The organism is Brevundimonas sp. Root1423, from assembly GCF_001426805.1.
Window position 1 is genome coordinate 16,613 of the sequence record NZ_LMFL01000029.1, and the last position, 24,300, is coordinate 40,912.

Consider the following 24,300-nt stretch of genomic DNA (forward strand, 5'->3'; position numbering starts at 1 on the left):
GGGATGTCAGTCATGGCCGAGCGCCTTCAGGGCCAGGCGGGCGGCGTCGGCGATGACGGCGTCGTTTGCAGCCGCCGAAGACGCCGAGGTCGCGTGATAGTAGGCGGCGACGATCACCGGCTTGCCGTTGGGTGGATAGAGCAGGCCGATGTCGTTGGTCGGGCCGTAGCCGCCGGTGCCGGTCTTGTGCGCCACCCGCCATCCGGCCGGGACGCCGGCCTTGAGGCGATCCGCGCCGGTCGGCGAGTCGACCATCCAGCGCAACAGCCGCGCCTGCGACCCTGCCGTCAGCGGCGAGTTCGGTGAAAGGAAGAGACGCTGCAGGTTCGTGACCGACTGCGCCGGCTGGATCGTGTCCTTGTCGCCGTCCAGCCGGTTCATCTCGGGCTCGAAACGATCGGCGCGGGTGCTGTCGTCGCCGATCGAGCGGTAGAAATTCTGCATGGCCGCGATGCCGCCGTTCGCCTTGAGCAGCAGGTTGGCGGCGGGGTTGTCGCTGACCTCGACCACCGCCTGCATCAGCCGCCCGACGCTGAGGCTGGAGCCGATGGCGGGCTCGGTCACCGGCGCGTGGTTGACCATGTCGGCCCGGCTGATCGGGATCATCCGGTCGGCGGTTTCGCGGCCGTCCTGGATGCGGACGAAGGTCGCGGCGGCCAGATACATCTTGAAGGTCGAGCAATAGACGAACCGCTCGGTCGCCCGCCAGCCGAGGCTGCGGCCCGTCGCCGTATCCAGCGCGACGAAGCCGAGACGGCCGCCGTTGCGCGTTTCCAGCCCCGAGACGTCGATGGCCTGCATCGCCACGGCCGGTCGTTCCGGCTGGGCCGTCGGGGCCGCCTCGGGGGCGGCCTGCTGCGAGCAGCCCATGACGCCGATCGCGCCGAGGCCGGTCAGGACGCTTCTGCGGTCCGTACCCGAGGTCATGCTCAGGCCGCCGCGTAGCCGACAGCGGCGATGCCCGATTGCGGAGCCGGGATGCTGGTCCCCTCGTCGGCGTATTCGTTCAGCTTGTTGCGCAGSGTCCGGATCGAGATGCCCAGGATGGTSGCCGCATGGGTGCGGTTGCCGAGGCAGTGCGACAGGGTGTCGAGGATCAGGGTCTTYTCCATCTGCGCCACCGTCTGGCCGACGTGTGCGCGGGTGACGGCGTCGGCGGTCTGGGCGGCGCGGGCGGCGGGGTTGTCATAAGCGGCGGCGCCGTGCGAGCCGGCGCTGAGGGGCTGGCCGTCCGGCAGGCGGATGGCCTCGACGTCGATCTCGGGCCCGACCGCCAGCAGCACGGCGCGGTGCATGGCGTTCTCCAGCTCCCGCACGTTGCCGTTCCAGCGATGCGAGACCAGGGCGCGGCGGGCGTCGACCGAGATCGGCCGCGCCGGCACGCCGTTGGCGGCGGCGTATTTCTTGACGAAATGATCGGCCAGAACGGAGATGTCGCCGGGCCGCTCGCGCAGGGCGGGCAGGCGCAGGTTCACGACGTTGAGGCGGTAGAGCAGGTCTTCGCGGAAGGTCCCCTCGGCGACCGACTTGGCGAGATCGCGGTTCGAGGTTGCGATGATGCGGATGTTGACCGGCACAGGCTTCGTTCCGCCGACGCGATCGATGACGCGTTCCTGGATCGCGCGCAGCAGCTTGGCCTGCAGGCGCACGTCCATCTCGGAGATTTCGTCCAGCAGCAGGGTGCCGCCGTCGGCTTCCTCGAACTTGCCGATGCGGCGGGCCATGGCGCCGGTGAAGGCGCCCTTCTCATGCCCGAACAGCTCGGATTCCAGCAGGTTGTCGGGGATGGCGGCGCAGTTGACGCTGATGAAGGGCCGCTCGGCGCGCTTCGAGCCGGTGTGGAGATAACGGGCCATCACCTCCTTGCCGACGCCGCTTTCGCCGGTGATCAGGATCGAGGCCTCCGAGCGGGCGACCTGGTCGGCCAGCATGACCACCGCCTTCATCGACGGATCGGCCGAAATCAGCGGCCGATCATCGTCGGCGACGGCGGACAGGACGGCGGCGATCAGATCGGCTTCCGGGGGAAGCGGGATGAACTCCTTGGCTCCGGCGCGGATGGCGTTGGCCGCGTCMTTGGCGTCGGCGTCGACGCCGCAGGCCACCACCGGCACRTGRATGCGCTCGRCCTCGTTGGCCGCGATCAGGGCGGCGATGTCGAYGCGGTAGTCGACCATCAGCAGGTCGGCGCCCTGCCCCCGGCGCAGCTGTTCCGTCGCCTGATCGCCRCGCTCGACGTGGCTGACCTTGGCGCCGTGCGCCATGGCCATCTTCACCGCCGTCGCCAGCTGTCCGCTGAGCCTGCCAACCACCAGAAGCCGCATGGGTCTTCTCCTCTAATCACTACAAGCCGCGCCGATCAGGCGTTGCTGTCTTCCGTCTTGATGATTTCCGTCATGGTCACGCCGAGCCGGTCCTCGACGACGACGACTTCTCCGCGCGCGACCAGCCGGTTGTTGACGAAGATGTCGATGGCCTCGCCGACCTTGCGGTCCAGCTGCAGCACCGATCCGCGGTTCAGCTTGAGCAGCTGGGCGACCGACATATGGGCCTTGCCCAGCACCGCCGAGATGTTGACCGGCACGTCGAAGACCGGGGCCAGGTCGCTGGCGGTCTTGTCGGTCGCCTCGTCGTTGACGGTGATCGCGGTGGAGTCGGGAAACTCCTCCAGAGCCATGGTGTCGGACGCCATTACGGCCTCTCTTCCAGCGGGGTTTCGGGGGTCAGGGTTTCGGCATGGCCGGCTTCGGCGGCCAAGGCGGAGTTCAGGGCCTCGCTGATGCGGGCGAAGGCGTCCGCGGGGTCAAAGGCGGCGCGCCCGTCGGCCCATTCCAGCTGGAAGGCCGCGGCGGGCATCATGGGTTCGTTGCGGAAAGCCACCACCCCGGAGAAGCCGGCGTCCGTGCACAACTGTTCGATACGGGCGCGGGTCGCGTCGTCCAGATCGCCGGTGCGGATGACCAGACGGGGCGAGGCGTCGACTTCCTGGCCCAGGGCTTCCAGCGCGGCCTGGAGAGGGGCGGCGGGGAACCGGTCCAGCGCCGAGGCGGCCACCACGCGCGCGGCGGACATCGCCAGATGGGCGGACTGTTCGCGGTGGGCCTGGGCCACCTGCGTCAGGGCGGGGACGGCGGCGTCCAGGGCCTGGGCGATGGCGGACAGGGCCATGGCCTGCACGTTCGCGCTCTCGGCCAGGGCCTCCCTACGGGCCTCCATTCGAGCCTGGGCGATCAGGGCGTCGACCTCGAGCGGGGCGTAGGACCGCTTGGTCGGGCGGAAGGACGAGGCGTGGACGACCACGCCCGAGGCGTCGAACTCGGTATCGAAGGAAAACGGGGTGCTGAGGGGCTGATGGGTCATGTCAGTAGATCAGCTCGTCGTCGCCGCCCTGGCCCACCAGCATGATCTCGCCCTTGGCGGCGAGATCCTTGGCGACCTGGACCATGGCCATCTGGGCCTGGTCGACGTCCTTGAGGCGGACCGGGCCCATCGACTCCATGTCCTCGCGCATGATCTTGGAGGCGCGCTCGGACATGTTGGAGAAGAACAGTTCGCGCAGGGATTCCGACGATCCCTTGAGCGCCAGGCCCAGGGAATCCTTCTCGACCGCGCGCAGCAGCGTCTGGATGCCGCCGGGGTCCAGCTTGGCGAGGTCCTCGAACACGAACATCAGGGCGCGGATGCGTTCGGCCGCCTCGCGGTTGCGTTCCTCCAGGGCGCCGATGAAGCGGGCCTCGGTCTGGCGGTCAAAGCTGTTGAAGATGTCGGCCATCATCTCGTGGCTGTCCCGCTTGGACGTGCGGGCCAGGTTGGACATGAATTCGGTGCGCAGCGTCTGCTCGATCTTGTCGAGAATCTCGCGCTGCACCGGCTCCATGCGCAGCATCCGCTGGACGCATTCGAGGGCGAAGTCCTCGGGCAGGCTGGTCAGCACCCGGGCGGCGTGGTCCGGCTTGATCTTGGACAGGACCACGGCGACGGTCTGGGGATATTCGTTCTTCAGATAGTTGGCGAGGACGGCCTCGTTCACATTGCCGAGCTTGTCCCACATGGTGCGGCCGGCGGGACCCCGGATCTCCTCCATCAGGCCTTCGACCCGATCGGCGGGCATGAAGGAGGCCAGCAGGCGCTGCGTCTGTTCGAAGCTGCCCATGACCGCGCCGGAACCGCTCATGCCCGAGACGAACTCGACCATCAGTTCCTCGACCACGCCCGACGTGACCGTGCCCAGGCTGGCCATGGCCTGGGAGATTTCCTTGATCTCCTCGTCGTCCAGGCTCTGCCACAGGCGGGTGTGGTCCTCGCCGAGGGACAGCAGGATGACGGCGGCCTTCTCGGGCCCCGTCAGCTTCCTGGCGTCCTCGACGGCCGGCTTCTTGGAGGCGAGGCGCGCCGCCATCAGCCTTCGTGCACCCAGCTGCGCAGGATCGAGGTGGATTCGTCAGGATGTTTCTCGACGAAGTCCGCGACCTTCTTGACCGACGACGCCTTCACCTGACCCTCGATGCGGGCGATGTCGAGCCGCTGCTCCATCTCGGACGGGGGGCCGGTCAGCTGCTGCATCGGCGAGCCGCCGCCCATGACCGTCGTGGTCTGCAGGGAGGTTACGGAACCGCCGCCCGGCAGGGCCCCGGCCAGCTGCATCGCGCCGCCGCCCGACGCCGACTTCAGCAGCGGACGCAGGACGAAGAAGATCAGCAGGACGCCGGTGATCAGGAGAACCAGCAGCTCGACGCCGCGCATCAGGTCGTTCTTGGTGAAGTCGAACAGCGACGATTTGGCCTCCTCGCCGCCGACCACCGCAAGGTCGCGGTTGAAGCGGGTGTTCAGCACCTCGATCTTGTCGCCGCGCGTCAGGTCGATGCCGACGGCGGCCGAGACCAGGGCCTTGATCTGTTCGATCTCGGCGGGCGTCCGGGCGGCGTAGGTCGGAGCCGCGCCGTCGGCGCCCGGCGTCCATTTGCCGTCGACGGCGACCGAAACGGCCAGGCGCTTGATCTCGCCGGCCTCCTTCACCGTGGTCGTGGTGGTGTTGGAGATTTCGTAGTTGGTGGTCTCGGTGTTGGCGGTGTCGCGCGAACCGGCGGTTCCGGTCGCGGGGGCCTCGGCGCCCGGGATGTTGTTGGTGGCCGTGGCGCCGCCGTCCGAGGTCGGCGTGGTGTCGCTGGATTCCGTGCCGTTGGTCGAAGTCGAGCGCACCACCTGGCCGTCCGGATCGTAGCGCTGTTCCTGGGTGGTCGAGCGGCTGTGGTCGATGTCGGCCGTGACCTGGACGCGCGCGGAGCCGACGCCGACGACGCCCTCGACGATGTCCTTGATGCGGGCCTGCAGCCGGGACTCGGTGGTCTCCTGCGCGTCCTGGGCCGAGGCGGCGCTGAAGCCCTCGGCGTCGGCGCCGGCGGCCAGGGTGCGGTTGGAGGTGTCGGTCAGGGTGACCTTCTCGGGCTTCAGGTTCGGCACCGACGAGGCGACGACGTTGCGGATGGCCTGGACCTGGGCGGCGGCCAGCTGGCCGCCGGTGACGCCGACGACGATCGAGGCGGTCGGGGCCGCGGCTTCCGACTGGAACAGTTCGCGCTGCGGCAGGGCGATCATGACGCGGGCGGAGTTGATGCCGCGCATGCTCATGATGGTGCGCGACAGCTCGCCCTCGAGCGCCCGCTTGGCATTCAGGTTCTGCTGGAACTCGGTCTGGCCCAGCACCGACTGGTTGTCGAAGATTTCGTAGCCGACGCTGCCCGAGGTCACGAGACCCTTGCCGGCGACCAGCATGCGGGCCTCGCCGACCTGGTCGCGGCTGACGAAGATGGTCGAGCCGTCGCCCTTCGAGGAATATTTGATGCCGGCGCCGTCCAGGGCGGTGGTGACCTCGGAGGCCTCCCGCAGGTCCAGACCGGAATACAGCAGGGCGTCGGGGGCCTGACCGACCCGCATCATGATCAGGATGAGGGCGATCGTGATGCCGGCGGCGACGCCCAGCACCACGGTCAACCGACCGATCCCGAATCTCTGCAATGCCGCCGTGAAGCCGCCCACGCGTCCCGCCCCGGTTACTCACGGGTACCGACTGGAGGCCCGCCAGGCAGAAAATGCCGGGCGCATGGTAAATGGCGGGTTAAGAGTGTTGAACGATCAACGCTTCTTCCGCTTCTGCATCACGAAGCCGATGACCCTGGCGGCCGCCTCGAAATGCTCGCGGGGAATGGTCTGGTCCACCTCGACGGCGGCGTAGAGGGCGCGGGCGAGCGGCACGTTCTCGACGATCGGCACCTGGTGCTCGCGAGCGACCTCGCGGATGCGCAGGGCCAGGGCGTCGACGCCCTTGGCGACGCAGATGGGCGCCGGATCGCCCTCGCCCGGCTCGTAGCGCAGGGCCACCGAATAGTGAGTGGGGTTGGTGATGATGACCGTGGCCTTGGGGACGTTCTGCATCATCCGCTGGCGGCTGCGCTGGGCCCGGATCTGCTTCAGCTTGGCCTTGACGTGCGGATCGCCCTCGGACTGTTTGTAGTCTTCCTTGATCTCTTCCTTGGTCATCTTCATCCGCTCGGCGAAGCGGAATTTCTGCCACAGGAAGTCGGCGCCCGCGGTGAAGGCCAGCAGGATCAGCGTCGCCACCACCAGAGCGAGGATCATGTCGCGCGCGACGGGCAGGATCATCGCCGGCGGCATGGCGGCCATATTCTCGAGGTCGCGCAGGCGCGGCTTCAGCACCATCCAGCAGATGAAGCCGACGGCCAGCAGCTTGATGAAGGTCTTGATGAACTGAACCAGGCCGTCGGGGCCGAAGATGCGTTTGAACCCCTTCATCGGACTGACCTTGGACCAGTCGGGCTTGAGCTTGTCGGCGGAGAAGATCAGGCCGGACTGGGCCACGTTGCCGCCGACGCCGCCGAGGATGGTGGCCAGCATGACCACGCCGAGGAAGGGCGCGACGGCCCACAGGGCGATGGCGCCGATCTCCACGCCCGCCCCCGCCTCGAGCCCGCCCAGCATGGTGTGGGGCGCGGCGATGAAGGGCAGAAGCTGTTCGGCCATCGACGTCGCGAAATAGCCGCCGGTCATCAGGACGGCGGCGGAGGCCCCCGCCAGGGACAGGGTCGAGGCGACGTCGGGCGACTTGGCGACGTCGCCCTTTTTTCGCGCGTCCTCGAGTTTTCGGGGTGTCGCCTCTTCTGTCTTCGACTCTGGATCGGCGCCTTCAGACACCCGCGCCTCCCGCGAAGATCCGGGCCAGGGCGCGGTAGCGGTCGATGAAGACCGTGCCCACGACGCCGAGGCTGAGGGCGAAGACCGACAGGCCCAGGATGATGCTGAGCGGGGCGGCGGCGAAGAAGACCTGGAACTGCGGCATGACGCGGCCGATCAGTCCCGAGGCGACGTTGAAGATCAGGGCGAAGACCAGCAGCGGCGCCGACAGCTGGACGCCCAGCATGAAGGCGTCGCCGAGGGTGCGGATGGCCAGTTCGGCGAAGTCGCCGGTGACCAGCGGCCGCGCCGGGGCGATCAGCTCATACGAACCGACCAGTCCGGCGATGAACAGGTGATGGGTGTTGGTGGCGAAGACCAGGGTCGTGCCCAGCAGCATCAGGAAGGCGGCCAGGGTGGCGCCCGGCTGGGCCTGCATGGGATTGGCGGTCTGGGCGAAGGCCAGGGTGGTCTGCAGGGCCACGATCTCGCCGGCGGTCGACAGGGCGGTGGTGAAGCTGCGCAGCAGGGCGCCGATCATCAGTCCGACGATGACCTCGCGGATGATCCAGCCGGCCACGCCGCCGACCGTCGCCGGCAGGGCGGGCAGCACGCCGGCGATGACCGGCCACAGGGCCAGCGACACCACCAGGGCCAGCGACAGGCGAATGCGGGGCGGCACATAGCTCTCGCCGATGCCGGGCAGCATCATCAGCACCGCGCCGATCCGCGCGAAGATCAGCGCGCCCTGCCAGACCTGGTCCGATGTGGCGTATGGCTCCACCGATCAGGCGATCACATGCCGGCGATGCGGGCGGCGATCTCGCGCATGAAACCGCCCAGCAGGGCGCCCATCAATGGCAGGAACAGAAGCAGCGAGACGAAGATGGCGATGATCTTGGGGGCGTAGATCAGGGTCTGTTCCTGGATCTGGGTCAGGGCCTGGACCAGGCCGATGACCACGCCGACGACCAGACCCACCAGCAGGACGGGGAGGCACAGCTGGATCGTCAGCCACAGGGCGTCGCGCCCCACATCCAGAACTTCCGCGCCGTTCATTTTACGCTCCACCAAACACCGGGCAGAAAATGCCGGGAGCGTGGTTAACGGGGCGTTAGGATGGACGAAGCCCTTGCCCTGATGTCATGAGGCCCCAGCTAAAGGCCGCAGTCGCAGAGTTGAGGATTCCCCCATGACCGACCCCCGTCACGTCCATGATGAGAATTGCGACGGCAGCTGGCGGGAACGCGAGGCCCTGGCGCGCGCCGCCGGCACGCCACTGCCGCGCCGGGGCGGACAACGGCCCGAGGTCGATCTGCCCGACGAGGACGAGGTCCGGGCCGCCGTCCGCACCCTGATCCGCTGGACCGGCGACGATCCGGACCGCGAGGGCCTGGTCGACACGCCCGACCGGGTAGCCCGCAGCTATCGCGAGATGTTCGCCGGCTACGACGTGGATCCCCGCGAATATCTGGAGCGGACCTTCGAGGAGGTCGGCGGCTATGACGAACTGATCGTGCTCAGGGACATCCGCTTCGTCAGCGTCTGCGAACACCACATGCTGCCGGTGATCGGGCGCGCCCACGTCGCCTATCTGCCGACCGACCGGGTGGTGGGCATCTCCAAGCTGGCGCGCGTGGTGCGGGGCTATGCTCGGCGGCTGCAGATCCAGGAGAAGATGACGTCCGAGATCGCCAAGGCCATCCAGGAGGTGCTTCAGCCCCAGGGCGTCGGCGTCGTGATCGAGGCCGAGCACAGCTGCATGACCCTGCGCGGCGTCAATGCGCCGGGCACCAGCCTGATCACCAGCCATCTGACGGGCGTGCTGCGCGACGACGCCCGGACGCGGGAAGAGTTCCTGCGGCTGGTGCGGGGCGGCTGAGGCCTCTGGTCTTCAGCCCCTCTATCGACCACTGTCTCCCGACATTCATCGGGGGACGGCCATGGGACTTTTCGATTTTCTGACAGGAAGCAAGGCGGCGCCCGCCGGCGTGAAACGCCAGTCCACGGCCGAGCTGCGCAAGAGCCTGATGGCCGTCAACCGGGCGACGGCGCCGTTCGTCATCCGCGACGGCAAGAAGGAAGGCGTCGACATGGTCGCCGAATGGCGGATCGTCGATGCGAAATGGTACGAGATCTTCGCCAAGGCCGGCATCAAGAAGGTGTTCAAGGTGCTGATGAAGTTCGACGAGGCCAAGGGCGAGGTCCGGGCGGTCGACGAGCTGTGGGAGGTCGAATGGCGCGCCGGCGTTCCGACGCTCAGCGCCGCCGCCAGCGCCTCGCGCGGCCAGCAGTTCGAGAAGAGCTTCGAGACCGTCTACGCCTTCCGCGAGGACGGGTCGTTCGGCGAGGTCTACGACTACGCGTTCGACACCACCGAGATCAAAAACCCGGTGCGGGCCGCCGTCCTGGCGGCGGGCTGGGGCTGGCGGGGCGTGGCCTTCGGCAAGCTGTAGGGTTCCCGCCGCGGCCCGGTCCTTGCGGAATTCGCCTCGAAGGAGGCCTTTCCCATGGCCTGGACGGCGATATCGACCCGAAATGAGACAACGCCCATCGTTCGGGGCGGGTGGCTGGACGCCCTGCGTTTCATTGTGGCTGCTCTGATCATCCTGCACCACTTCCAGGGCGCGGGGCCCGCGCCGCTGGCCGAACAGTGGCATCCGGTGTTCGAGCGCGGCGGCTTCCTGCTCACCAACTTCTTCCTGATCGACAGCGGCTATGTGCTGATGCGCGTCTATGGCGCGGCGGTGGCCGGGGGCCGGATGTCGGCCGGCGACTTCTTCGCCAAACGCTTCCTGCGCGTCTGGCCGGCGCACATCATGATGGGCCTCAGCCTGGTCGCGCTCGTCGTCGGCGGGACGGCCGTCGGCGTCGGGCCGCGGGCGCCGGAGTGGTTCGACTGGAGCCAGCTGCCCGCGCAGATGGGGCTGGTGCAGGCCTTCGGCGTGCCTGGCGGCTACGGCTGGAACGCGCCCAGCTGGTCGATCTCGGCCCTGATCGGCTGCTATCTCGCCTTCCCGTGGATGCTGAAGGGGCTGGTCCGGCTGGGGCCGTGGAGCGTGCTGGCGCTCGGCGTCGGCCTGTACCTGCTGGCCAACCAGCTGACCTGGAGTCTGCTGGGCTATCCCGTCTATCAGATGCCCATGGGCTTCGGCTTCTTCCGGGCCCTGCCGCTGTTCTTCCTCGGCATGGCGCTGGCCTGGTTCGCGCAAAAGGTCTGGATCGCGCCGAAGCTGGCGCGATGGGCCGGAACCGCCGCCGCGGTCGGTCTGGCCGTGGCCCAGTATTTCGACAAGAACGCCCTGTTCTCGCTGGCCTGCATCTCGACCATCATCCTCGCCGCCGGCGCCATTCCGACGCCGCGCCCCTCGAAATGGATCGAGAAGGCGGCGCAGGTGTCGTTCTCGATGTTCATCACCAACGAGGTGGTGCGCATCGCCTGGTTCGGGGTGGCCAATGTCGCCATCGCCCGGTTCGCCCTGCCCGTCGCCGCCCAGTGGGCCCTGTGGGTCGCCGGCGTGGCGGCGGCCTTCCTCTTCGCCTGGGCGTTTCACGTCGCGATCGACACCCCGGTCCAGGACCGCATCCGCGTCTGGCTGAAAGGCCGGTCCGGGCGCCGGACCTCGGCCGGGTTGCAGCCGGTCGTGTCGCTGGAAGGCTGAAGCCGACGCCGGATCGCCGGCTTGGCCTGCGCCGCCCGGGCTTCTAGAACAGCCCGGTGAACGACGTCCCTGTCGACAACGATCCATCCACGCTCGCCGAGGCCGCCGAAGCAGGCGACGGGGCGGCGGCGGCGCGTCTGGCCGTGCTGACCGGCATGGGGCTGGGCGTCGCGCCGGACTGGGATCGGGCGATGGCCTTGCTGGGCCGGGCCGCGAGCCTCGGGTTCGAACCTGCCCGGCAGCAGATCGTGCTGCTGGCCGGAACCCCGGAGCCCGACGACTGGCTCAGGGCGGCCCGGGGCGTCGACATCGCCGGCTGGCTGAATGCGCCGCGCCCGCGCGTGCTGTCGGAGGGTCCGGCGATCCTCGCCATCGATGGATTCCTGCCGCCGGCGGTCTGCGACGGCATGATCGCCCGGGCCGAGGCCATGGTGGAACCGGCCCTCGTCTATGACCCCGAAACGGGCGAAGGACGGCGCGAGAGCGTGCGCACGAACCGGGCGGCGCAGTTCGACCTGGAGAAGATGGACGTGCTGCTGGCCCTGGTGCGGGAGCGGATCGCGCGCGCGGCGGGCCTGCCGGCGCCGGGGCTGGAATGGACCCAGGTGCTGCATTACGCCGTGGGGCAGACGTTCGACTGGCATGTGGACTGGCTGGATCCGTCGCTGCCCGGGTACGCCGCCGATCTGGCGGCGCGGGGGCAGCGGATCGCGACCTTGCTGGTCTTCCTCAACGACGATTTCGAGGGCGGGGAGACGGCGTTCGAGGCGGGAGGACTGCGCCACCGGGGCCGCAAGGGCGACGCCCTGCTGTGGGCCAACACCCTGCCCGACGGCTCGATCGACCGGCGGACACGCCACGCGGGCCTGCCGCCGACCCGGGGCGAGAAATGGGTGCTGTCGCAGTGGCTCAGGGGGCGGGCGCCGACGGCCTGACGAACGTCAGATCGGCATCCGCATGATCTCCTGATAGGCCTGGATCACCTGGTCGCGCACGGCCATGACGGTTTCCAGCGAGGCCTCGGCCGAAGACACGGCGGTGACCACGTCGATCAGGCTGCCCTGCCCCTGCACCGCCGAGGCCATCTGGGTCTCGGCCGCGCGGGTCGATTGGGTCATGTCTCCCATAACGCTGGTCAGCATGTCGGCGAAGCCGGACTGGCCGACGTTCGCGCCCGGTCCGACCGGCGAGGCGCCGTCCTGGATCGCCGCATAGGCCTTGGCCGCCATCAAGGGATTCATCGCTCAGGCCTATTTCTTCAGCAGGTCGAGGGTGCGGCTGTCCATCGAACGCGCGGTCTCGATGACGTTCAGATTGGCTTCGTAGGCGCGCTGCGCCTCGCGCATGTCCATGGCCTCGACCAGGGTGTCGACGTTGGGGCGCAGCACATAGCCCTCGGCGTTGGCCGCCGGGTGGCCCGGATCGTATTCGCTGCGGAAGTCGCTCATGTCGGGCCGCACCTGGGCCAGGGTCACGCCGGTGGCGCCGTCGATCTCGCGCGCCTGGAAGACGGGGACCTGGCGACGGTAGGGCTGGCCGCCCGCGACCTGGGCGGTCGACTCGGCGTTGGCGATATTCTCCGCGATGATGCGCATGCGCGACTGCTGGGCCTTGAGGGCGCCGGCGGCGACGGCCATGGCGCTGTTGCGCGGCGGAATGGGGTCAGGCATCGGTCAGCTCCTCATCGTCCGGGCGCGCGGACGGCCATGCGCAGCATCTGCATGGATTTCTGGTACAGGCCGATCGCGGCGTCATAGGCCATGCGGCTCTCGGCCATCTTGAGCATCTGCTCCTCGACCACGACCGAGTTGCCGTCGAGCGTGGTCTCCGAATCGGGGGCGGCCTGGGTCTGGAAGCGGGCGGTCTGGCCCGCCGGGGCGATGTGCATGGCGCTGGTGCGGGTCATGCGGACCCCGCCGCCGCCCTCGGCGAGGGCTCTGGCGAAATCGGTCGGCTGGTTCAGGTCGCGGCCGGCGTAGCCGGGCGTGTCGGCGTTGGCGACGTTCTGGGCGATGACGCGCTGGCGCTCGTCCAGCCAGGACAGGCGGCCCTTGATCTGGCTGAGCAGCGGCAGGTCGGCGAAGCCCACGGGCGACTCCCGGGGCGCGGATCGCCCGTTGAGATGGGCAGAAACTGCCGCGTCCATGGTTAACGGGACGTTATCTCAATACGGCGTTAACCATGATCGCCGAAGGCTGGGGCATGAATTTCCTCGACCTGCTGCGAGCCCTGTTCGCGCTCGCCTTCACCCTGGGCATCATCGGCCTGGCCGCCTGGGCGGCGCGGCGGTACGCCCCGGCGCTGCTGGCGCGCCTCAGCGCCGAGCGCGGCGAAAAGCGTATGAAGGTGGTCGAGACCCTGATGCTGGACCCGGCGCGACGGCTGGTGCTGGTCTCGATCGACGGCGAAGAGCGGCTGCTGATGCTCGGCGAAGGGCGCGAGCTGATCGAGCCGCGCGGGGCCGTCACGCCTCCGGGAGCCGCCCAGTGAGCCTCAGGGACGTCTTCGTCCTGCCCGGCCGCGCGGAGCTGAAGCGTGCGGCGCTCCTGTCCCTGATCACCACCCTCGCCTGCCTGCTGTGGCCGCTGGCGGCCCTGGCCCAGGATATCGCCGCCGCCGGCGGACCCGGCGCGGCGATCAATGTCGACCTCGGCACCGGCGCGGGCCTGACCGAGCGTGTGGTGCAGCTGGTAGGCCTGATGACCGTGCTGTCGCTGGCGCCGTCGATCGTCATCATGACCACCAGCTTCGTGCGAATCGTCGTCGTGCTGTCCCTGCTGCGCACCGCCCTGGGCATGCAGCAGTCGCCGCCGAACGCGGTGCTGGTGTCGCTGGCGCTGTTCCTGAGCGCCATCGTCATGGCTCCGACCTGGCAGGACGCCTATGATTCGGGCATCCGMCCCCTGCTGGATCAGCAGATGGAGCTGCCCCAGGCCTTCGATGCGGCGTCGGAACCTGTGAAGACTTTCATGCTGGCSCAGGTGGATCAGGACGACCTCGCGCTGTTCGTCCGGCTGTCCCGCCTGGAGGCCCCGACSGCGRCCGCSGACCTGCCCYTGAGAGTGGTCACTCCGGCCTTCATGATCAGYGAGYTGAAGAAGGCCTTCGAAATCGGATTTCTCCTTTTCGTTCCGTTCCTTGTGATCGATCTGGTGGTCGCCAGCGTGCTCATGTCCATGGGYATGATGATGCGAGCCCTATGAGATCGAATACCGCCTCCGCCGCGCCGACGGCGTCTATCGCTGGACCCTTGGCCGGGCCCAGCCGATCCGCAACGAACATGCCATGCTCCAGACCATTCTCCTCGTCGCCATGATCCTCATTTCGATCGCGCTTGCGGGCGTGATCCTGATTCAGCGACGATAGGCGTCGGCCTCTTCCAGCNAATCCGTCCGTCATCGCCCCTGAATCGGGGCGAGCTTTCATCGGGAAACGACCCACATGACCACCCAAGCAGAACTCATCGCCTCCGTCGCCAAGGACGCAGGTGTCAGCCAGGCCGACGCCGGCCGSATGCTCGACGCCCTCGTCAAGAACATYCACAAGTCGCTGACCGGCGGCGGCGACGTGCGCATCTCCAACCTSGGCGTGTTCGACACGGCCGCCCGCGCCGCCCGTGAAGGCCGCAACCCSGCCACCGGCGCGACCATCAAGATCGCCGCCTCGAAGGCCGTGCGCTTCCGCGTKTCGAAGCCGCTGAAGGATGCGGTGAACAAGTAAGACCGGAAGGTCCCGGCGCGTGGCCTCTAGGGGGCCGGCGTCGCAGCTTGAGGACGGGCGGGGGCCGCGGCGCGGTTCCCGCCCGTTTTCGTTCTGAGGTCCCCCTTCATGGCGGTGACCCAACCCGCGAAGGTGTCGGCCGAGGCGGTCAGGGTCGCGAAATCTCCCGGCGCGACGCCGTCGTCGTCGAGGGCGATCGCCAGCGCCGACCTGGCCCGGGCGCCGGCCACGAAGGGGCGGTAGTTCCGCGACAGGCGGTTCAGGGCCGCGCCGTCCCGTCCCAGCGAATAGCCGATCCCGGCGCGAATCAGGCGCGCCTCTTCCTCGGCGGTCAGCGGAGTCGGATCGGCGTACCGCTGACCGAGACGGGCGTCGTACAGGGCCGCCGCCTGGAGCCATTTCTGCTGCTTCCAGAAGATCTCGGCGCGGACGTCGCCGGCCTCGGGCGAGCCGTCGGAGCCCAGCACCTCCAGCGCGTGATCGAAGCGGCCGAGGCCCGCCAGGGCGCGGGCCTCAAGGGCGCGCCGCTCGGCGTTCAGGGCGTTGGGCAGGATGGTGGTCCGCGAACCCCAGATCGCCTGCAGGGCGGGTTCCGGTTGCCGATCCATCAGATAGACCGCGGCCAGGTCGGTCGCGACCTGGGCCTTGGCCACCCCCTCCAGCCGGTTGTCGACCTGATACTTCAGCAGTTCGGCCGCCTGATCCAGCAGGTCGACGTCGACCAGCCGGCGCGCGAGGCGGCGCACCATCTCGTCGCCGTCGGCGCCGATCGGGGTCAGGTCGCGGAAATCGTAGAACAGACCCAGGGCCTGCACGGGCTGCAGGCCGTCGGCGCCGCCTTCGAGGAACAGCATCCGGAAGGCCGCGCCCAGATCGGCCTGGATGTCGGCGGCGCCTTCCAGCCGGTTCAGACCGGGCCCCGCGCCCTTCAGCACGGTCAGGGCTTCGCGGTAGAGCCCCTGCGACAAATAGAGTTGGCCCAGCTGGCGGATGACAGCCAGTTCGGTGGCGTCGCCCCGCCAGCGCCACCGCAGGCCTTCCAGTTCAGAGGCGGCGGCGTCGGGCTTCATCCGGCCCTTGGCCAGGGACAGGCGGACGACGCCCAGCTTGGCCGGCACCGAGACGGCGTCCAGCGGCGCCCGGCTGATGGCGTTGTAGACCGACAGGGCCCTGTCGGACTGGCCGTCCAGTTCGAACAGCTTCGCCTGCACCAGGCGCGCGGTCAGCTGATCGGCGGCGGGCGCTTCCTGGCTGAAGCTGTAGGCCAGCAGGGCGCGGGCGGCGTCCAGGTCGCCGGTCTCAAGGGCCGCCAGCGCATGGGCCGCGCCGAAGCGGGCGCGCCAGGCGGCGGGAAAGGCGTCGGCGGCCACGGCTCCGGTGGCGAACGCCTGCCGGGCGGCGGCCCAGTCGCCCTGGCTGGAGGCGATATAGCCCCGCCACATCGCGGAAGCGGGATCGCCGGCCACGGCGGAGGCGGCGAAATCGCCTTCCGCCTCCTCCATACGGCCGATGGAGGCGCGGGCGGCGCCGCGCAGGCCGCGAAGCTCGGGCTCCCCGACCATGTTGGGAGCCCTGGCGACGATGTTGTTCAGGACGCCGACGGCCTCGTAACCGAGACCCGACCCGACGAGGAAGCGGGCCAGGGCGAAGCGCGCCTCGGCCGGCGCGCGCGGATCGTCGCCGGCCGCCATCGCCTCCTGGGCGGCGGCGTCCTGAAGCTGACGATAGCGGGCGGAGAAGCCGGCGTGGCCGACATCGGCCCATTCGGCCAGCACGAGGGCGGCGTATTTCGCCTTCCGGGGGGCGCCGTTCCGATCCGTCGCGGCGTCGAGCGCGGCGGACGGCGGCGACAGGATCAGGCCGTTGGGCCGGCTGAAGGTGACCCGATCGCCGTCGGCCTGGATGCCAAGGTCGGCGGAGGAGGTTTCGACGGCCAGTCCCTGGGCGGTGGGCAACAGGGCCAGATCGACGGTCCGGCGACGGTCGGCGAAGCCCTTGCCGGGCGCGAGGGCCGTGACGGCCGCGAACCGGTCTCCGGCCAGCGGATCCGTCAGCCAGACCGCCTTGGTGGCGCCGGCCATCCGGGCGACCAGAACCGGCTCGCCGCTGTCGTCGCGGTTGATGGCCACGCCCTCGACGGCGACCGGCTGACCGCCGATCGTCACGGTCCAGGCCGAGCCCCGGGCGACGGCGGAGACCGCCAGACCGGCAGGCGCGGCGATGCGGACGGCGACATGGTCCGTTCCGGCCGTCCAGTGCGCGTCGGAGGCCGGGCCCAGCTGTCGCGCGCCGGACATGTCGAGCCGGGCCGGGGTGTCGAACACGACCCAGACCGCCTCGCCGCGACGGAAGACGGCCGCCCCGACCGGCTTGTCCCACTGGAAGGCCAGCGACACCTTGGCGGGGGTGGCCCGGGTGACGACGGCCACGGTCTGCGCGGCGACGGCGACCGGCGGCGCATCCGGGGCCGAGGCGAAGAGGTTCAGATAGACGGCACCGTCGGCCGAGCCCGAGCGGGCGTCGGCTCCCTCGGCCAGGGTCAGGACCAGTTCGGTGGCGCCCTCGACGGCGCGGGTCTCGACCTTTTCCACGCCCCGGGGCGGATCGACCTTCAACCGCGAGACATCGGGCGCGGCGGTCGACCCGATGCGAACGATGACGTCGCGGCCCTCGCGCCGGACTTTCGACCGCGCCCCGATGACGCCGGCGAATTCGATGCGGGTGAACTCGGCGTTGGCCCCGATGCGGATCGAGATGGGATCGGCGGCCGCGCCGACCTCCTGGGCCAGGGGCGCCATGGGCGCGAAGACGACCGCGCCCGCCGCGGCGGCGGCCACGGTGGTTCTGAGAACGCGCTTGCTGACGGAGACCCCGGACATACGCGCGCACCCTCGCGCGACCGGCCTTACAACGCGGTTAACGGTTGGTGACCGCGACAATGCGGCCGGTTGCATGGCGGCCCCCGCAGACCGACATGCGCTGTGGCTTCCCGTCAGGACCCGAATTGTGACCGATCCCCAGTTTCCGCGCCTCAGCACCCTGTCCACCGGCCTGCGCTGCCGATGCCCGCGTTGCGGCAAGGGTCCGCTGCTGAAGGGCTTCCTGACCATCCGCGACGCCTGCCCCGCGTGCGGCCTCGACTACAGCTTCGCCGAACCGGCCGACGGCCCGGCCTTCTTCGGCATGAGCCTGGTCGGCGTCATCGGCATGGCCCTGTTCATGTGGTTCGAATTCGGCGCCCACCCGCCGATCTGGGTGCATCTGGTGGTGACCATGCCGCTGCTGGTGCTGGGCTGTCTCGCCGTCTTGCGGCCGCTGAAGGGCTGGCTGGTTTCGGAACAGTACATCCACAAGGCCGCCCCGCCCGAGTTCCAGAGTCTGGGCGGACACGGCGAAGGGTCGAAATGGCGCTGATCGCCGTTTGACTTCGGACGCGGCGGCGCGCTCCCTGCGCGAGCCTCGAGGAGGGGCGAGCCATGGACGTCGAACGCATACTGTCTTGGCTGCTCATTCTCGTGCCCGTCGTCATCCTCGGTATGGGCGTCCGCATGATCCTGACGCGCACGCGGAAATAGACCGGTCAGCGCGGCCAGGACCAATGCGCGAAGGGACAGGTCCATCCGCCGTCCCGCCGGCGGCTCGTCGCTAGAGCGTCCGCGGCTCGAGGGTGGAGAAGACAGCGTGGGTCGCGCCGGCGGCCTGGGCCGGCAGCGCCCGGTCGGGCCTGAGATTGACCAGCATCAGCTGACTGCAGATCTGACGCGCCGCCGCCACCAGTTCCGCCGCGCTGAGCCAGTCGCGCACGGTCTCGTGCGCGACTCCGGCGAAATCGATGGCCAGGCAGTGGGCCCGCACGCCGTTCAGCCGTCGCGCGGCGTCGATGTCGGGCGCGACGTGGAGCACGACGCCGCGGGTCTGGGTCTGGAAATGCGCCAGGGCGTCGTCGATGACCTCCACGGGCGCGTGCTCGATGCCGCCGAAGACCTCGACCAGCAGACTGCCGGGTTCGGCGCTGTGCTGGCTGGCCGCGCAGAGCAAGGCATAGGATCCGCGCCCGGCGGCGAACGTCCGCCAGAAGGCGGGCACGATGCCGCTGTCGCCCGGTCCCAGCCGCAGCAGCCGCAGGCCGTGTTCGATGGTCAGGACGTCGATCTGCTTCAGGTCGTCAACCTCGAGCGTCCTTCGTTCGAACAGCGAGCGTTCGCCACAGCGCCGGATGGTGCGCCTCAGACGCTGGCTTATGGGGGTCGAGGACGCCAGGTCGAACACGGGCTGCGAGGCCAGGGTGACGGTCAACTCACAACGGGACCGGGTGGCGGTTGAAAACGTGACGCTTTCGTACGGGGCACCGAAGGCGCGCCGCTGCGGGGCCGCTCCCGCCTCGGCCTCTTCGCGCAACCGGCCATAGCCCCAGTCCCCCCGTCCCGCATGCATGCCCGACCCTCCTGGCTTCCACCTCGTCCGACTGATTGAATGAACGCTGATAGATTAACTCGAACCTTAGCCTTCTGGTTAACATGCCAAGTTAATGCAGTAATGATGCTCGAAAATACGCCGTTACAGTGATTTTAGAAATTAATCTCGACTCATCCTGATTCGTATTTTGAGTGAACAACGAAACACCTCACGAAATATAGGTCACATTGCTTTCTGAATATATCAGTGTTTACTTTTATATACTTTAAATATAGCCAAATACGGCTCCAATGTATCAGAAATGGCAGACGTTTGCCAGACCGTATTCTTCGATTACATTGAGAAAGGGCAGGCGGTTATGCCCTGAAGGATAGAACACTATACTTGTCTCTATCGATGCGTGCATGATCGGACCCTTGGACCCGGGAGGCGGAGGCGTTCCGGTAAACGGGGAAACCATCTTCAGACCGGAGGAATCCTGTGGACGGAAGAGGTCCGTCGGGGGCGGATTTTTGCGGGATGGTGAGGATGGCGACCCCGGAGGGACTCGAACCCCCGACCTCTGCTTTAGGAAAGCCTTGCTCTATCCGGCTGAGCTACGGGGCCACGCAGCGCTGACCTAGCGGCTGGGACGGCGTCGGGGAAGCGGCCAGATGCGTTTTCCGGCGACACCCGCCCCGGTCCGCGCGCCGCCGGTTGAAAGCCGCCCTATCTTCTTGTGATTAAGAGCCGTTAAGATACAATATCTTGTAGGGAACAAACCCCGAATCGGGCCGTGTCGATGATTCGGTCCTGATTCGTTTCGCCCCTGTTCCGCCAGCCGAACCTTCGCTGTTTACGTGTCCGCCGGCCGCCACGGCGCCGCTTGAGGAACCGGTCGGGACACGCCACCTTTTCAGCATCATGAGTGATCGCAGCACCGGTCAGCCCCCCTCGCGCGTCGTCGCGGTCCTGGGGCCCACCAACACCGGCAAGACCCATCTGGCGGTCGAGCGGATGCTGGGCCACGCCTCGGGCATGATCGGTCTGCCCCTGCGGCTGCTGGCGCGCGAGATCTACGACCGGATCGTCAAGCGCCGCGGCGCGGCGGCTGTGGCCCTGGTCACCGGCGAGGAGAAGATCGTCCCGCCGCGGGCCGTCTATTTCGTCTGCACCGTCGAGGCCATGCCGATGGAGCGGTCGGTCGAGTTCCTCGCCGTCGACGAGATCCAGCTGGTCGCCGATCCCGAGCGGGGTCACGTCTTCACCCAGCGGCTCCTGCATGCGCGCGGGCGGTTCGAGACCATGTTCCTGGGCGCCGGGACGATGGCTCCGCTGATCCGCGCCCTGGTTCCCGACGTGGAGATCGTCTCGCGCGAACGGCTGTCGACCCTGTCCTACGCCGGATCCAAGAAGCTGACCCGCCTGCCGGCCCGCAGCGCCATCGTCGCCTTCTCGACCGAGCAGGTCTACGCCATCGCCGAGTTGATCCGGCGCCAGCGCGGCGGCGCCGCCGTGGTGATGGGCTCGCTCAGTCCCCGCACCCGCAACGCCCAGGTCGAGCTGTTCCAGTCGGGCGAGGTCGATTTTCTGGTCGCCACCGACGCCATCGGCATGGGGCTGAACATGGAGGTCGACCACGTCGCCTTCGCCGGCCTGCGGAAGTTCGACGGGCGACGGACGCGCTGGCTGCACGCCCACGAGATCGGCCAGATCGCGGGCCGCGCCGGACGGCATCTGCGTGACGGCACCTTCGGGGTCACCGGAGAATCGCTGGAGCTGGACCCCGATCTGGTCGAACAGGTGGTCGAGCACCGCTTCGACCCGGTCGAGGGGGCCGAATGGCGCAATGCCCGGCTGGATTTCGACACCCTGCCCGACCTGTTGCGGTCGCTGGTCGTCACGCCGGGCCGGACGGGTCTGAGCCTGACCCAGCCGGCGCTGGACGAAACCCTGCTGCGGCGCCTGATCAAGGATGAGGAGGTCGCGCGCGTCGGCCGCTCGCGCGGCGCCATCATGCGGCTGTGGGAGGCCTGCCAGCTGCCGGACTTCCAGAAGACGACGCTGGACGAACACGGCCGGCTGGCGAAGGACATCTTCCAGGCTCTGACCGGCAGGCGGGGCCGACTGACCGAGGACTGGATCGCGCCCCGCTTCGCCGAACTGGACCGCGACGATGGCCAGATCGACCAGCTGTCGGCCCGTCTCAGCGGCGTGCGCACCCTCAGCTACATCGCCAACCGTCCCGACTGGCTGGATCAGGCCCAAGGCTGGCGCGACCGCACCAGGGCGCTGGAGGAGCGGCTTTCGGACGTCCTGCACGAACGACTGACCGCGCGCTTCGTCGACCGGCGCACGACCGCCCTGATGCGGGCCCTGAACGTGCGCGAGGACGCGGTCGCGGACGTCGACGCCGAAGGGGCGGTCATCGTCGAGGGCCATGCGGTCGGGCGGCTGACCGGCGTGGACTTCCAGATCGACAAGGGATCCTCGGCCCTCGAGGACCGGGCCCTGCGGCATGCCGCGCGGCAGGCGGTGACGCCCGAGATCGCGCGCCGGCTTGGCCGGCTGGCGGCCGACGCGGACGAGGCGTTCAGCGTCACCCCCGAAGGCGCGGTGCTGTGGCGCGGCGTTGCGGCCGGTCAGGTGACGGGCGGAAGCTGGTTCGCGCCGCGAGTGCGGCTGTCGGGCGAACTGGGGCCGGCGGCGGGGCGCGAGCGGGCGCAGCGGCGGCTGGAGGCGTGGCTGGCCGGCGAGGCCGGGCGGGCGCTGAAGCCGCTGGCGCGACTGAAGGCGGCGGTGGAGAGCGGGACCTTGAAGGGCCTGCCGCGCGGGATCGCCTTCCGCCTGATCGAGGCCGGGGGAGTCATCGACCGGCGCGACGTCGAGCGCGATCTGGCGGCGCTGAGCCAGGTCGAGCGGCGCACGCTGAGGACCTTCGCCGTGCGCATGGGGACCCATTCGGTCTGGCTGCCGGGGGTGCTGAAGGCGCGGGCGCGAACCCTGGCCCAGGCCTTTGTCGCCGGCGAGCCGTTCCGGCCGGGAGCCACGACCCTGACCGCCCTGCCCGAGCCGCCGCCCTCGCCGCGCCTGCTGTCGGCCTTCGGCCTGCGCGCGGTCGGCAAGGTCGCCGCCGCGGTGGACCTGCTGGAGTCGATGAGCGAGCGCCAGGCCGCCGGCAAGGGCGTGCTGACCGACGCCGACGTCGGGGCCCTGGGCGTTTCGCTGGACGAGGCCAGGGCCCTGACCGCCGCGCTGAAAGCCTCGCGCGCGCAGAAGCCGGATCGGGGCGACCGGCCAAGGACGGTGAAGGACTCGCCGTTCGCCGTCCTGTCGGCCCTGACGGCGGCGCCCCCGCCCGCCCGCGCGAAACGCAGACGCCCCCGCCGGAACCGCGCGCCGGCATGAGCGAGACGGCCTGTCGCATCGATGTGTGGCTGTGGCGCGCACGCTTCGCGAGGACGCGGTCGCTGGCGGCGGCCATGGTCGAGCGGGGCGCGGTCCGGCTGACCCACCAGGGGCGACAGGCCCGGCTGGACAAGCCCAGCCGTTCCGTTCACGTCGGCGACGGTCTGGTGTTCGCCATCGGCGGACGGCTGGTCGACCTCACGGTCGAGGGCCTGGGCGAGCGGCGCGGTCCGCCCGAGGAAGCCCGCGCCCTCTATGTCCTCGCCCCGACCGACTGACGCCTACGGCTGCCGGACGAACTCGCCTTCGATGTGCAGCGTCACCTCGTCGCCCAGCACCGGGAGGCCATAGGCGATGCCGAACTCGGACCGTTTGATCGTGGCCTCGCCGTCGAACCCGGCCTTGTAGGCGCCCATGGACGGGCCGGCCTGGTTGAACTCGACCGCCATGGTCACCGGACGGGTGACGCCGCGCAGGGTCAGGTCTCCGACCACGACGGCTTCCGACGGGTCGGCGGCGTCGATCGTGACCGAGCGCGAGACGAAGGTGGCGACAGGATGGTTTGCGGTGTCGAAGAAGTCGGCCGTCTGCAGGTGGGCGTCCAGTCCGTCGGAATTGGTGTCGACCTCGGTCAGGGGGATGGTCGCCGTCAGCGTCGAGGCCGAGGGGTTGGCAGGGTCCAGGGTCAGGTTCGCCTGCACCGCCACGAACTGGCCGACGTAGGTCGAGAAGCCCATGTGGTCGACCGACCAGGTGATCTTGCCGTGCGCGGAATCCAGCTTGTAGGTCCCCGCCTGGACCTCGGCCGGGGTCTGGGTCAGGACGGCCTGGGCGACCACGGCGCCGCCGGCCAGAAGGCTGAGCGAGGCGGCGGCGGCGATGACGGTGCGGGAGACGGGATGCATTGTGTGAAATCCTCTGGATGTCGGGCGATCTGTAATCGCATCTGATACAGATAGAGCGCCCATCGTCCATGACAACCCCCCGGATGCGTCACGTCCGCCCACCGAGTTGACAGCCGCGGCCGCGGGGGTCATCTGCGCAACCCGTCCCCGAAACCGCGCGATCCCCTCCGCCCCATGACCTACATCGTCACCGACGCCTGCGTGAAATGTAAGTTCATGGACTGCGTCGAGGTCTGCCCGGTCGACTGCTTCTACGAGGGGGAGAATTTCCTCGTCATCGCCCCGGACGAATGCATCGACTGCGGCGTATGCGAGCCGGAATGCCCGGTCGACGCCATCGTGCCCGACACCGAGGACGAGCCCGACGGCAAATGGCTGCTGGTCAACGCGGAATACGCCAAGGTCTGGCCCAACATCACCGTCAAGGGCACGCCCCCGGCCGACGCCGAACAGTTCGAGCGCGAAACCGGCAAGTTCGAGAAATACTTCTCGGAAAAGCCCGGCAAGGGCTCCTGACGGCAACGGCGGCGCCTGTTCGCCGCCATCGGCCGGTGGGATTTACCGTTACGGCCACGCTGACGCTGTGGACGTTTTGAATTTCCCCAATTTTGTGATAGGTTCCTGTCATTGGGTCGGGCGGTAAGCGATTTTCTCGCGCCGCCCGCGTTTGCGACAGAACTCCGCCCACGAAGGCGGGGTCGNATTGGGTCGGGCGGTAAGCGATTTTCTCGCGCCGCCCGCGTTTGCGACAGAACTCCGCCCACGAAGGCGGGGTCGGCCAGAGGTTTGGTGATCCGTTTTCGCTCCTGACGACTGATACAGCTGCGCCGCCGACGGTTCCCGTCGATGGAGAGCGCAGCCGTCACTTGCGTTGCCGCCTCATCCACCCTGCGCCGGGAAAGGAATGACATGACGAACAAGAGCGGTCTGGAATTCAAGGTTGGCGACGCGGTCGTCTATCCGGCGCACGGCGTCGGCAAGGTGGCGGCCGTCGAGACCCAGGAAGTCGCGGGCATGTCGCT

Annotated in this window: 27 protein-coding genes, 1 tRNA gene and 1 pseudogene; 13 read left to right on the forward strand and 16 right to left on the reverse strand. The window is 68.9% G+C overall.

The window, feature by feature from the left end; all coding sequences use genetic code 11:
- Positions 1 to 6: 6 nt before the first annotated feature.
- From bla to fliQ, 9 genes are all read right to left on the reverse strand, one after another.
- Positions 7 to 927, reverse strand: a complete 921-nt coding sequence (gene bla / locus ASD25_RS17650; RefSeq protein ID WP_055830770.1) for a class A beta-lactamase — start codon at positions 925 to 927, stop codon at positions 7 to 9.
- A gap of 2 nt (positions 928 to 929) precedes the next feature.
- On the reverse strand, positions 930 to 2,324 hold the full coding sequence (locus tag ASD25_RS17655) for a sigma-54 dependent transcriptional regulator (protein WP_056619303.1): 1,395 nt from the start codon (positions 2,322 to 2,324) through the stop codon (positions 930 to 932).
- 35 nt (positions 2,325 to 2,359) lie between these two features.
- A complete protein-coding gene (gene fliN / locus ASD25_RS17660; RefSeq protein WP_055830774.1) occupies positions 2,360 to 2,692 on the reverse strand; it encodes a flagellar motor switch protein FliN in 333 nt (110 codons plus the stop codon).
- Positions 2,692 to 3,360, reverse strand: a complete 669-nt coding sequence (locus ASD25_RS17665; protein ID WP_055830775.1) for a flagellar assembly protein FlbE — start codon at positions 3,358 to 3,360, stop codon at positions 2,692 to 2,694. Before ASD25_RS17665 ends, fliN begins: the two co-directional genes overlap by 1 nt.
- Position 3,361: 1 nt before the next feature.
- Positions 3,362 to 4,399, reverse strand: coding sequence for a flagellar motor switch protein FliG (gene fliG, locus ASD25_RS17670; RefSeq protein ID WP_055830777.1), 1,038 nt, complete (start codon positions 4,397 to 4,399; stop codon positions 3,362 to 3,364).
- On the reverse strand, positions 4,399 to 6,036 hold the full coding sequence (gene fliF / locus ASD25_RS17675; protein WP_055830779.1) for a flagellar basal-body MS-ring/collar protein FliF: 1,638 nt from the start codon (positions 6,034 to 6,036) through the stop codon (positions 4,399 to 4,401). The genes fliG and fliF overlap by 1 nt, the downstream gene beginning before the upstream one ends.
- 96 nt (positions 6,037 to 6,132) lie before the next feature.
- The gene (flhB, locus tag ASD25_RS17680; protein ID WP_055830782.1) at positions 6,133 to 7,209 is read right to left on the reverse strand and encodes a flagellar biosynthesis protein FlhB; all 1,077 of its coding nucleotides are present in this window, start codon (positions 7,207 to 7,209) and stop codon (positions 6,133 to 6,135) included.
- Positions 7,202 to 7,972, reverse strand: coding sequence for a flagellar biosynthetic protein FliR (gene fliR, locus ASD25_RS17685; RefSeq protein ID WP_055830784.1), 771 nt, complete (start codon positions 7,970 to 7,972; stop codon positions 7,202 to 7,204). Before fliR ends, flhB begins: the two co-directional genes overlap by 8 nt.
- 11 nt (positions 7,973 to 7,983) lie before the next feature.
- Positions 7,984 to 8,247 (reverse strand): flagellar biosynthesis protein FliQ, encoded by a 264-nt coding sequence (gene fliQ, locus ASD25_RS17690; protein ID WP_055830786.1) that lies wholly within the window; start codon positions 8,245 to 8,247, stop codon positions 7,984 to 7,986.
- Positions 8,248 to 8,380: 133 nt separating this feature from the next.
- Here fliQ and folE point away from each other — a divergent pair, with 133 nt between their 5' ends.
- From folE to ASD25_RS17710, 4 genes are all read left to right on the forward strand, one after another.
- Positions 8,381 to 9,070 (forward strand): GTP cyclohydrolase I FolE, encoded by a 690-nt coding sequence (gene folE / locus ASD25_RS17695; protein ID WP_082560131.1) that lies wholly within the window; start codon positions 8,381 to 8,383, stop codon positions 9,068 to 9,070.
- A 61-nt stretch (positions 9,071 to 9,131) separates the two neighbouring features.
- The gene (locus ASD25_RS17700) at positions 9,132 to 9,644 is read left to right on the forward strand and encodes a hypothetical protein (protein ID WP_055830787.1); all 513 of its coding nucleotides are present in this window, start codon (positions 9,132 to 9,134) and stop codon (positions 9,642 to 9,644) included.
- Between the two features lie 54 nt (positions 9,645 to 9,698).
- The gene (locus tag ASD25_RS17705; protein WP_055830789.1) at positions 9,699 to 10,850 is read left to right on the forward strand and encodes an acyltransferase; all 1,152 of its coding nucleotides are present in this window, start codon (positions 9,699 to 9,701) and stop codon (positions 10,848 to 10,850) included.
- A 56-nt stretch (positions 10,851 to 10,906) separates the two neighbouring features.
- Positions 10,907 to 11,785: a 2OG-Fe(II) oxygenase gene (locus ASD25_RS17710; RefSeq protein ID WP_055830791.1), complete on the forward strand. Its 879-nt coding sequence runs from the start codon at positions 10,907 to 10,909 to the stop codon at positions 11,783 to 11,785.
- A gap of 6 nt (positions 11,786 to 11,791) precedes the next feature.
- Here ASD25_RS17710 and fliE read toward each other — a convergent pair whose 3' ends face one another.
- The 3 genes from fliE to flgB are packed head-to-tail and all read right to left on the reverse strand — an operon-like array spanning position 11,792 to position 12,939.
- Positions 11,792 to 12,091 carry a flagellar hook-basal body complex protein FliE gene (gene fliE / locus ASD25_RS17715; RefSeq protein WP_055830793.1) on the reverse strand — a complete coding sequence of 100 codons (300 nt, stop codon included), beginning with the start codon at positions 12,089 to 12,091 and terminating at the stop codon, positions 11,792 to 11,794.
- A gap of 9 nt (positions 12,092 to 12,100) precedes the next feature.
- The gene (flgC, locus tag ASD25_RS17720) at positions 12,101 to 12,520 is read right to left on the reverse strand and encodes a flagellar basal body rod protein FlgC (protein WP_235561773.1); all 420 of its coding nucleotides are present in this window, start codon (positions 12,518 to 12,520) and stop codon (positions 12,101 to 12,103) included.
- Between the two features lie 11 nt (positions 12,521 to 12,531).
- Positions 12,532 to 12,939, reverse strand: a complete 408-nt coding sequence (gene flgB / locus ASD25_RS17725) for a flagellar basal body rod protein FlgB (protein WP_055830794.1) — start codon at positions 12,937 to 12,939, stop codon at positions 12,532 to 12,534.
- 113 nt (positions 12,940 to 13,052) lie between these two features.
- On the opposite strand from flgB, the gene ASD25_RS17730 reads away from it, so the two are divergent.
- The 4 genes and pseudogenes from ASD25_RS17730 to ASD25_RS17740 all read left to right on the forward strand — a co-directional run bounded on the left by ASD25_RS17730 (position 13,053) and on the right by ASD25_RS17740 (position 14,570).
- Positions 13,053 to 13,340, forward strand: a complete 288-nt coding sequence (locus ASD25_RS17730; RefSeq protein ID WP_055831252.1) for a flagellar biosynthetic protein FliO — start codon at positions 13,053 to 13,055, stop codon at positions 13,338 to 13,340.
- Positions 13,337 to 14,041: pseudogene (gene fliP / locus ASD25_RS17735) on the forward strand (flagellar type III secretion system pore protein FliP); the annotation flags it as partial. The gene ASD25_RS17730 and the pseudogene fliP, both read left to right, overlap by 4 nt.
- 13 nt (positions 14,042 to 14,054) lie before the next feature.
- Positions 14,055 to 14,216, forward strand: a complete 162-nt coding sequence (locus tag ASD25_RS32130) for a PAS domain-containing protein (RefSeq protein ID WP_235562782.1) — start codon at positions 14,055 to 14,057, stop codon at positions 14,214 to 14,216.
- Between the two features lie 75 nt (positions 14,217 to 14,291).
- Positions 14,292 to 14,570, forward strand: a complete 279-nt coding sequence (locus ASD25_RS17740; RefSeq protein ID WP_055830800.1) for an HU family DNA-binding protein — start codon at positions 14,292 to 14,294, stop codon at positions 14,568 to 14,570.
- Positions 14,571 to 14,596: 26 nt separating this feature from the next.
- Here the strand turns inward: ASD25_RS17740 and ASD25_RS17745 are convergent, their stop codons facing one another.
- Positions 14,597 to 17,449 (reverse strand): hypothetical protein, encoded by a 2,853-nt coding sequence (locus ASD25_RS17745; protein ID WP_055830803.1) that lies wholly within the window; start codon positions 17,447 to 17,449, stop codon positions 14,597 to 14,599.
- 127 nt (positions 17,450 to 17,576) lie between these two features.
- Between ASD25_RS17745 and ASD25_RS17750 the strand changes: the two genes are divergently transcribed.
- The gene (locus ASD25_RS17750) at positions 17,577 to 17,984 is read left to right on the forward strand and encodes a DUF983 domain-containing protein (RefSeq protein WP_055830805.1); all 408 of its coding nucleotides are present in this window, start codon (positions 17,577 to 17,579) and stop codon (positions 17,982 to 17,984) included.
- A gap of 231 nt (positions 17,985 to 18,215) precedes the next feature.
- On the opposite strand, the gene ASD25_RS17755 is transcribed toward ASD25_RS17750, so the two are convergent.
- Both ASD25_RS17755 and ASD25_RS17760 read right to left on the reverse strand, forming a co-directional pair.
- Positions 18,216 to 19,004, reverse strand: coding sequence for a hypothetical protein (locus ASD25_RS17755; RefSeq protein ID WP_056619306.1), 789 nt, complete (start codon positions 19,002 to 19,004; stop codon positions 18,216 to 18,218).
- Between the two features lie 511 nt (positions 19,005 to 19,515).
- Positions 19,516 to 19,592 (reverse strand) — tRNA-Arg (locus ASD25_RS17760).
- A gap of 297 nt (positions 19,593 to 19,889) precedes the next feature.
- Here ASD25_RS17760 and ASD25_RS17765 point away from each other — a divergent pair.
- Complete coding sequence (locus ASD25_RS17765; RefSeq protein ID WP_055830809.1) at positions 19,890 to 22,373, forward strand: helicase-related protein; 2,484 nt, start codon at positions 19,890 to 19,892, stop codon at positions 22,371 to 22,373.
- Positions 22,370 to 22,651: an RNA-binding S4 domain-containing protein gene (locus ASD25_RS17770; protein ID WP_055830811.1), complete on the forward strand. Its 282-nt coding sequence runs from the start codon at positions 22,370 to 22,372 to the stop codon at positions 22,649 to 22,651. The genes ASD25_RS17765 and ASD25_RS17770 overlap by 4 nt, the downstream gene beginning before the upstream one ends.
- A 3-nt stretch (positions 22,652 to 22,654) precedes the next feature.
- Here the strand turns inward: ASD25_RS17770 and ASD25_RS17775 are convergent, their stop codons facing one another.
- Positions 22,655 to 23,278 carry a YceI family protein gene (locus tag ASD25_RS17775; protein ID WP_055830813.1) on the reverse strand — a complete coding sequence of 208 codons (624 nt, stop codon included), beginning with the start codon at positions 23,276 to 23,278 and terminating at the stop codon, positions 22,655 to 22,657.
- Positions 23,279 to 23,452: 174 nt separating this feature from the next.
- Here ASD25_RS17775 and fdxA point away from each other — a divergent pair, with 174 nt between their 5' ends.
- Positions 23,453 to 23,794 carry a ferredoxin FdxA gene (gene fdxA / locus ASD25_RS17780; RefSeq protein WP_055830815.1) on the forward strand — a complete coding sequence of 114 codons (342 nt, stop codon included), beginning with the start codon at positions 23,453 to 23,455 and terminating at the stop codon, positions 23,792 to 23,794.
- A gap of 393 nt (positions 23,795 to 24,187) precedes the next feature.
- Positions 24,188 to 24,300, forward strand: a 113-nt coding sequence (locus ASD25_RS17785) for a CarD family transcriptional regulator (RefSeq protein WP_304439660.1), incomplete at its 3' end; no start/stop codon positions are given.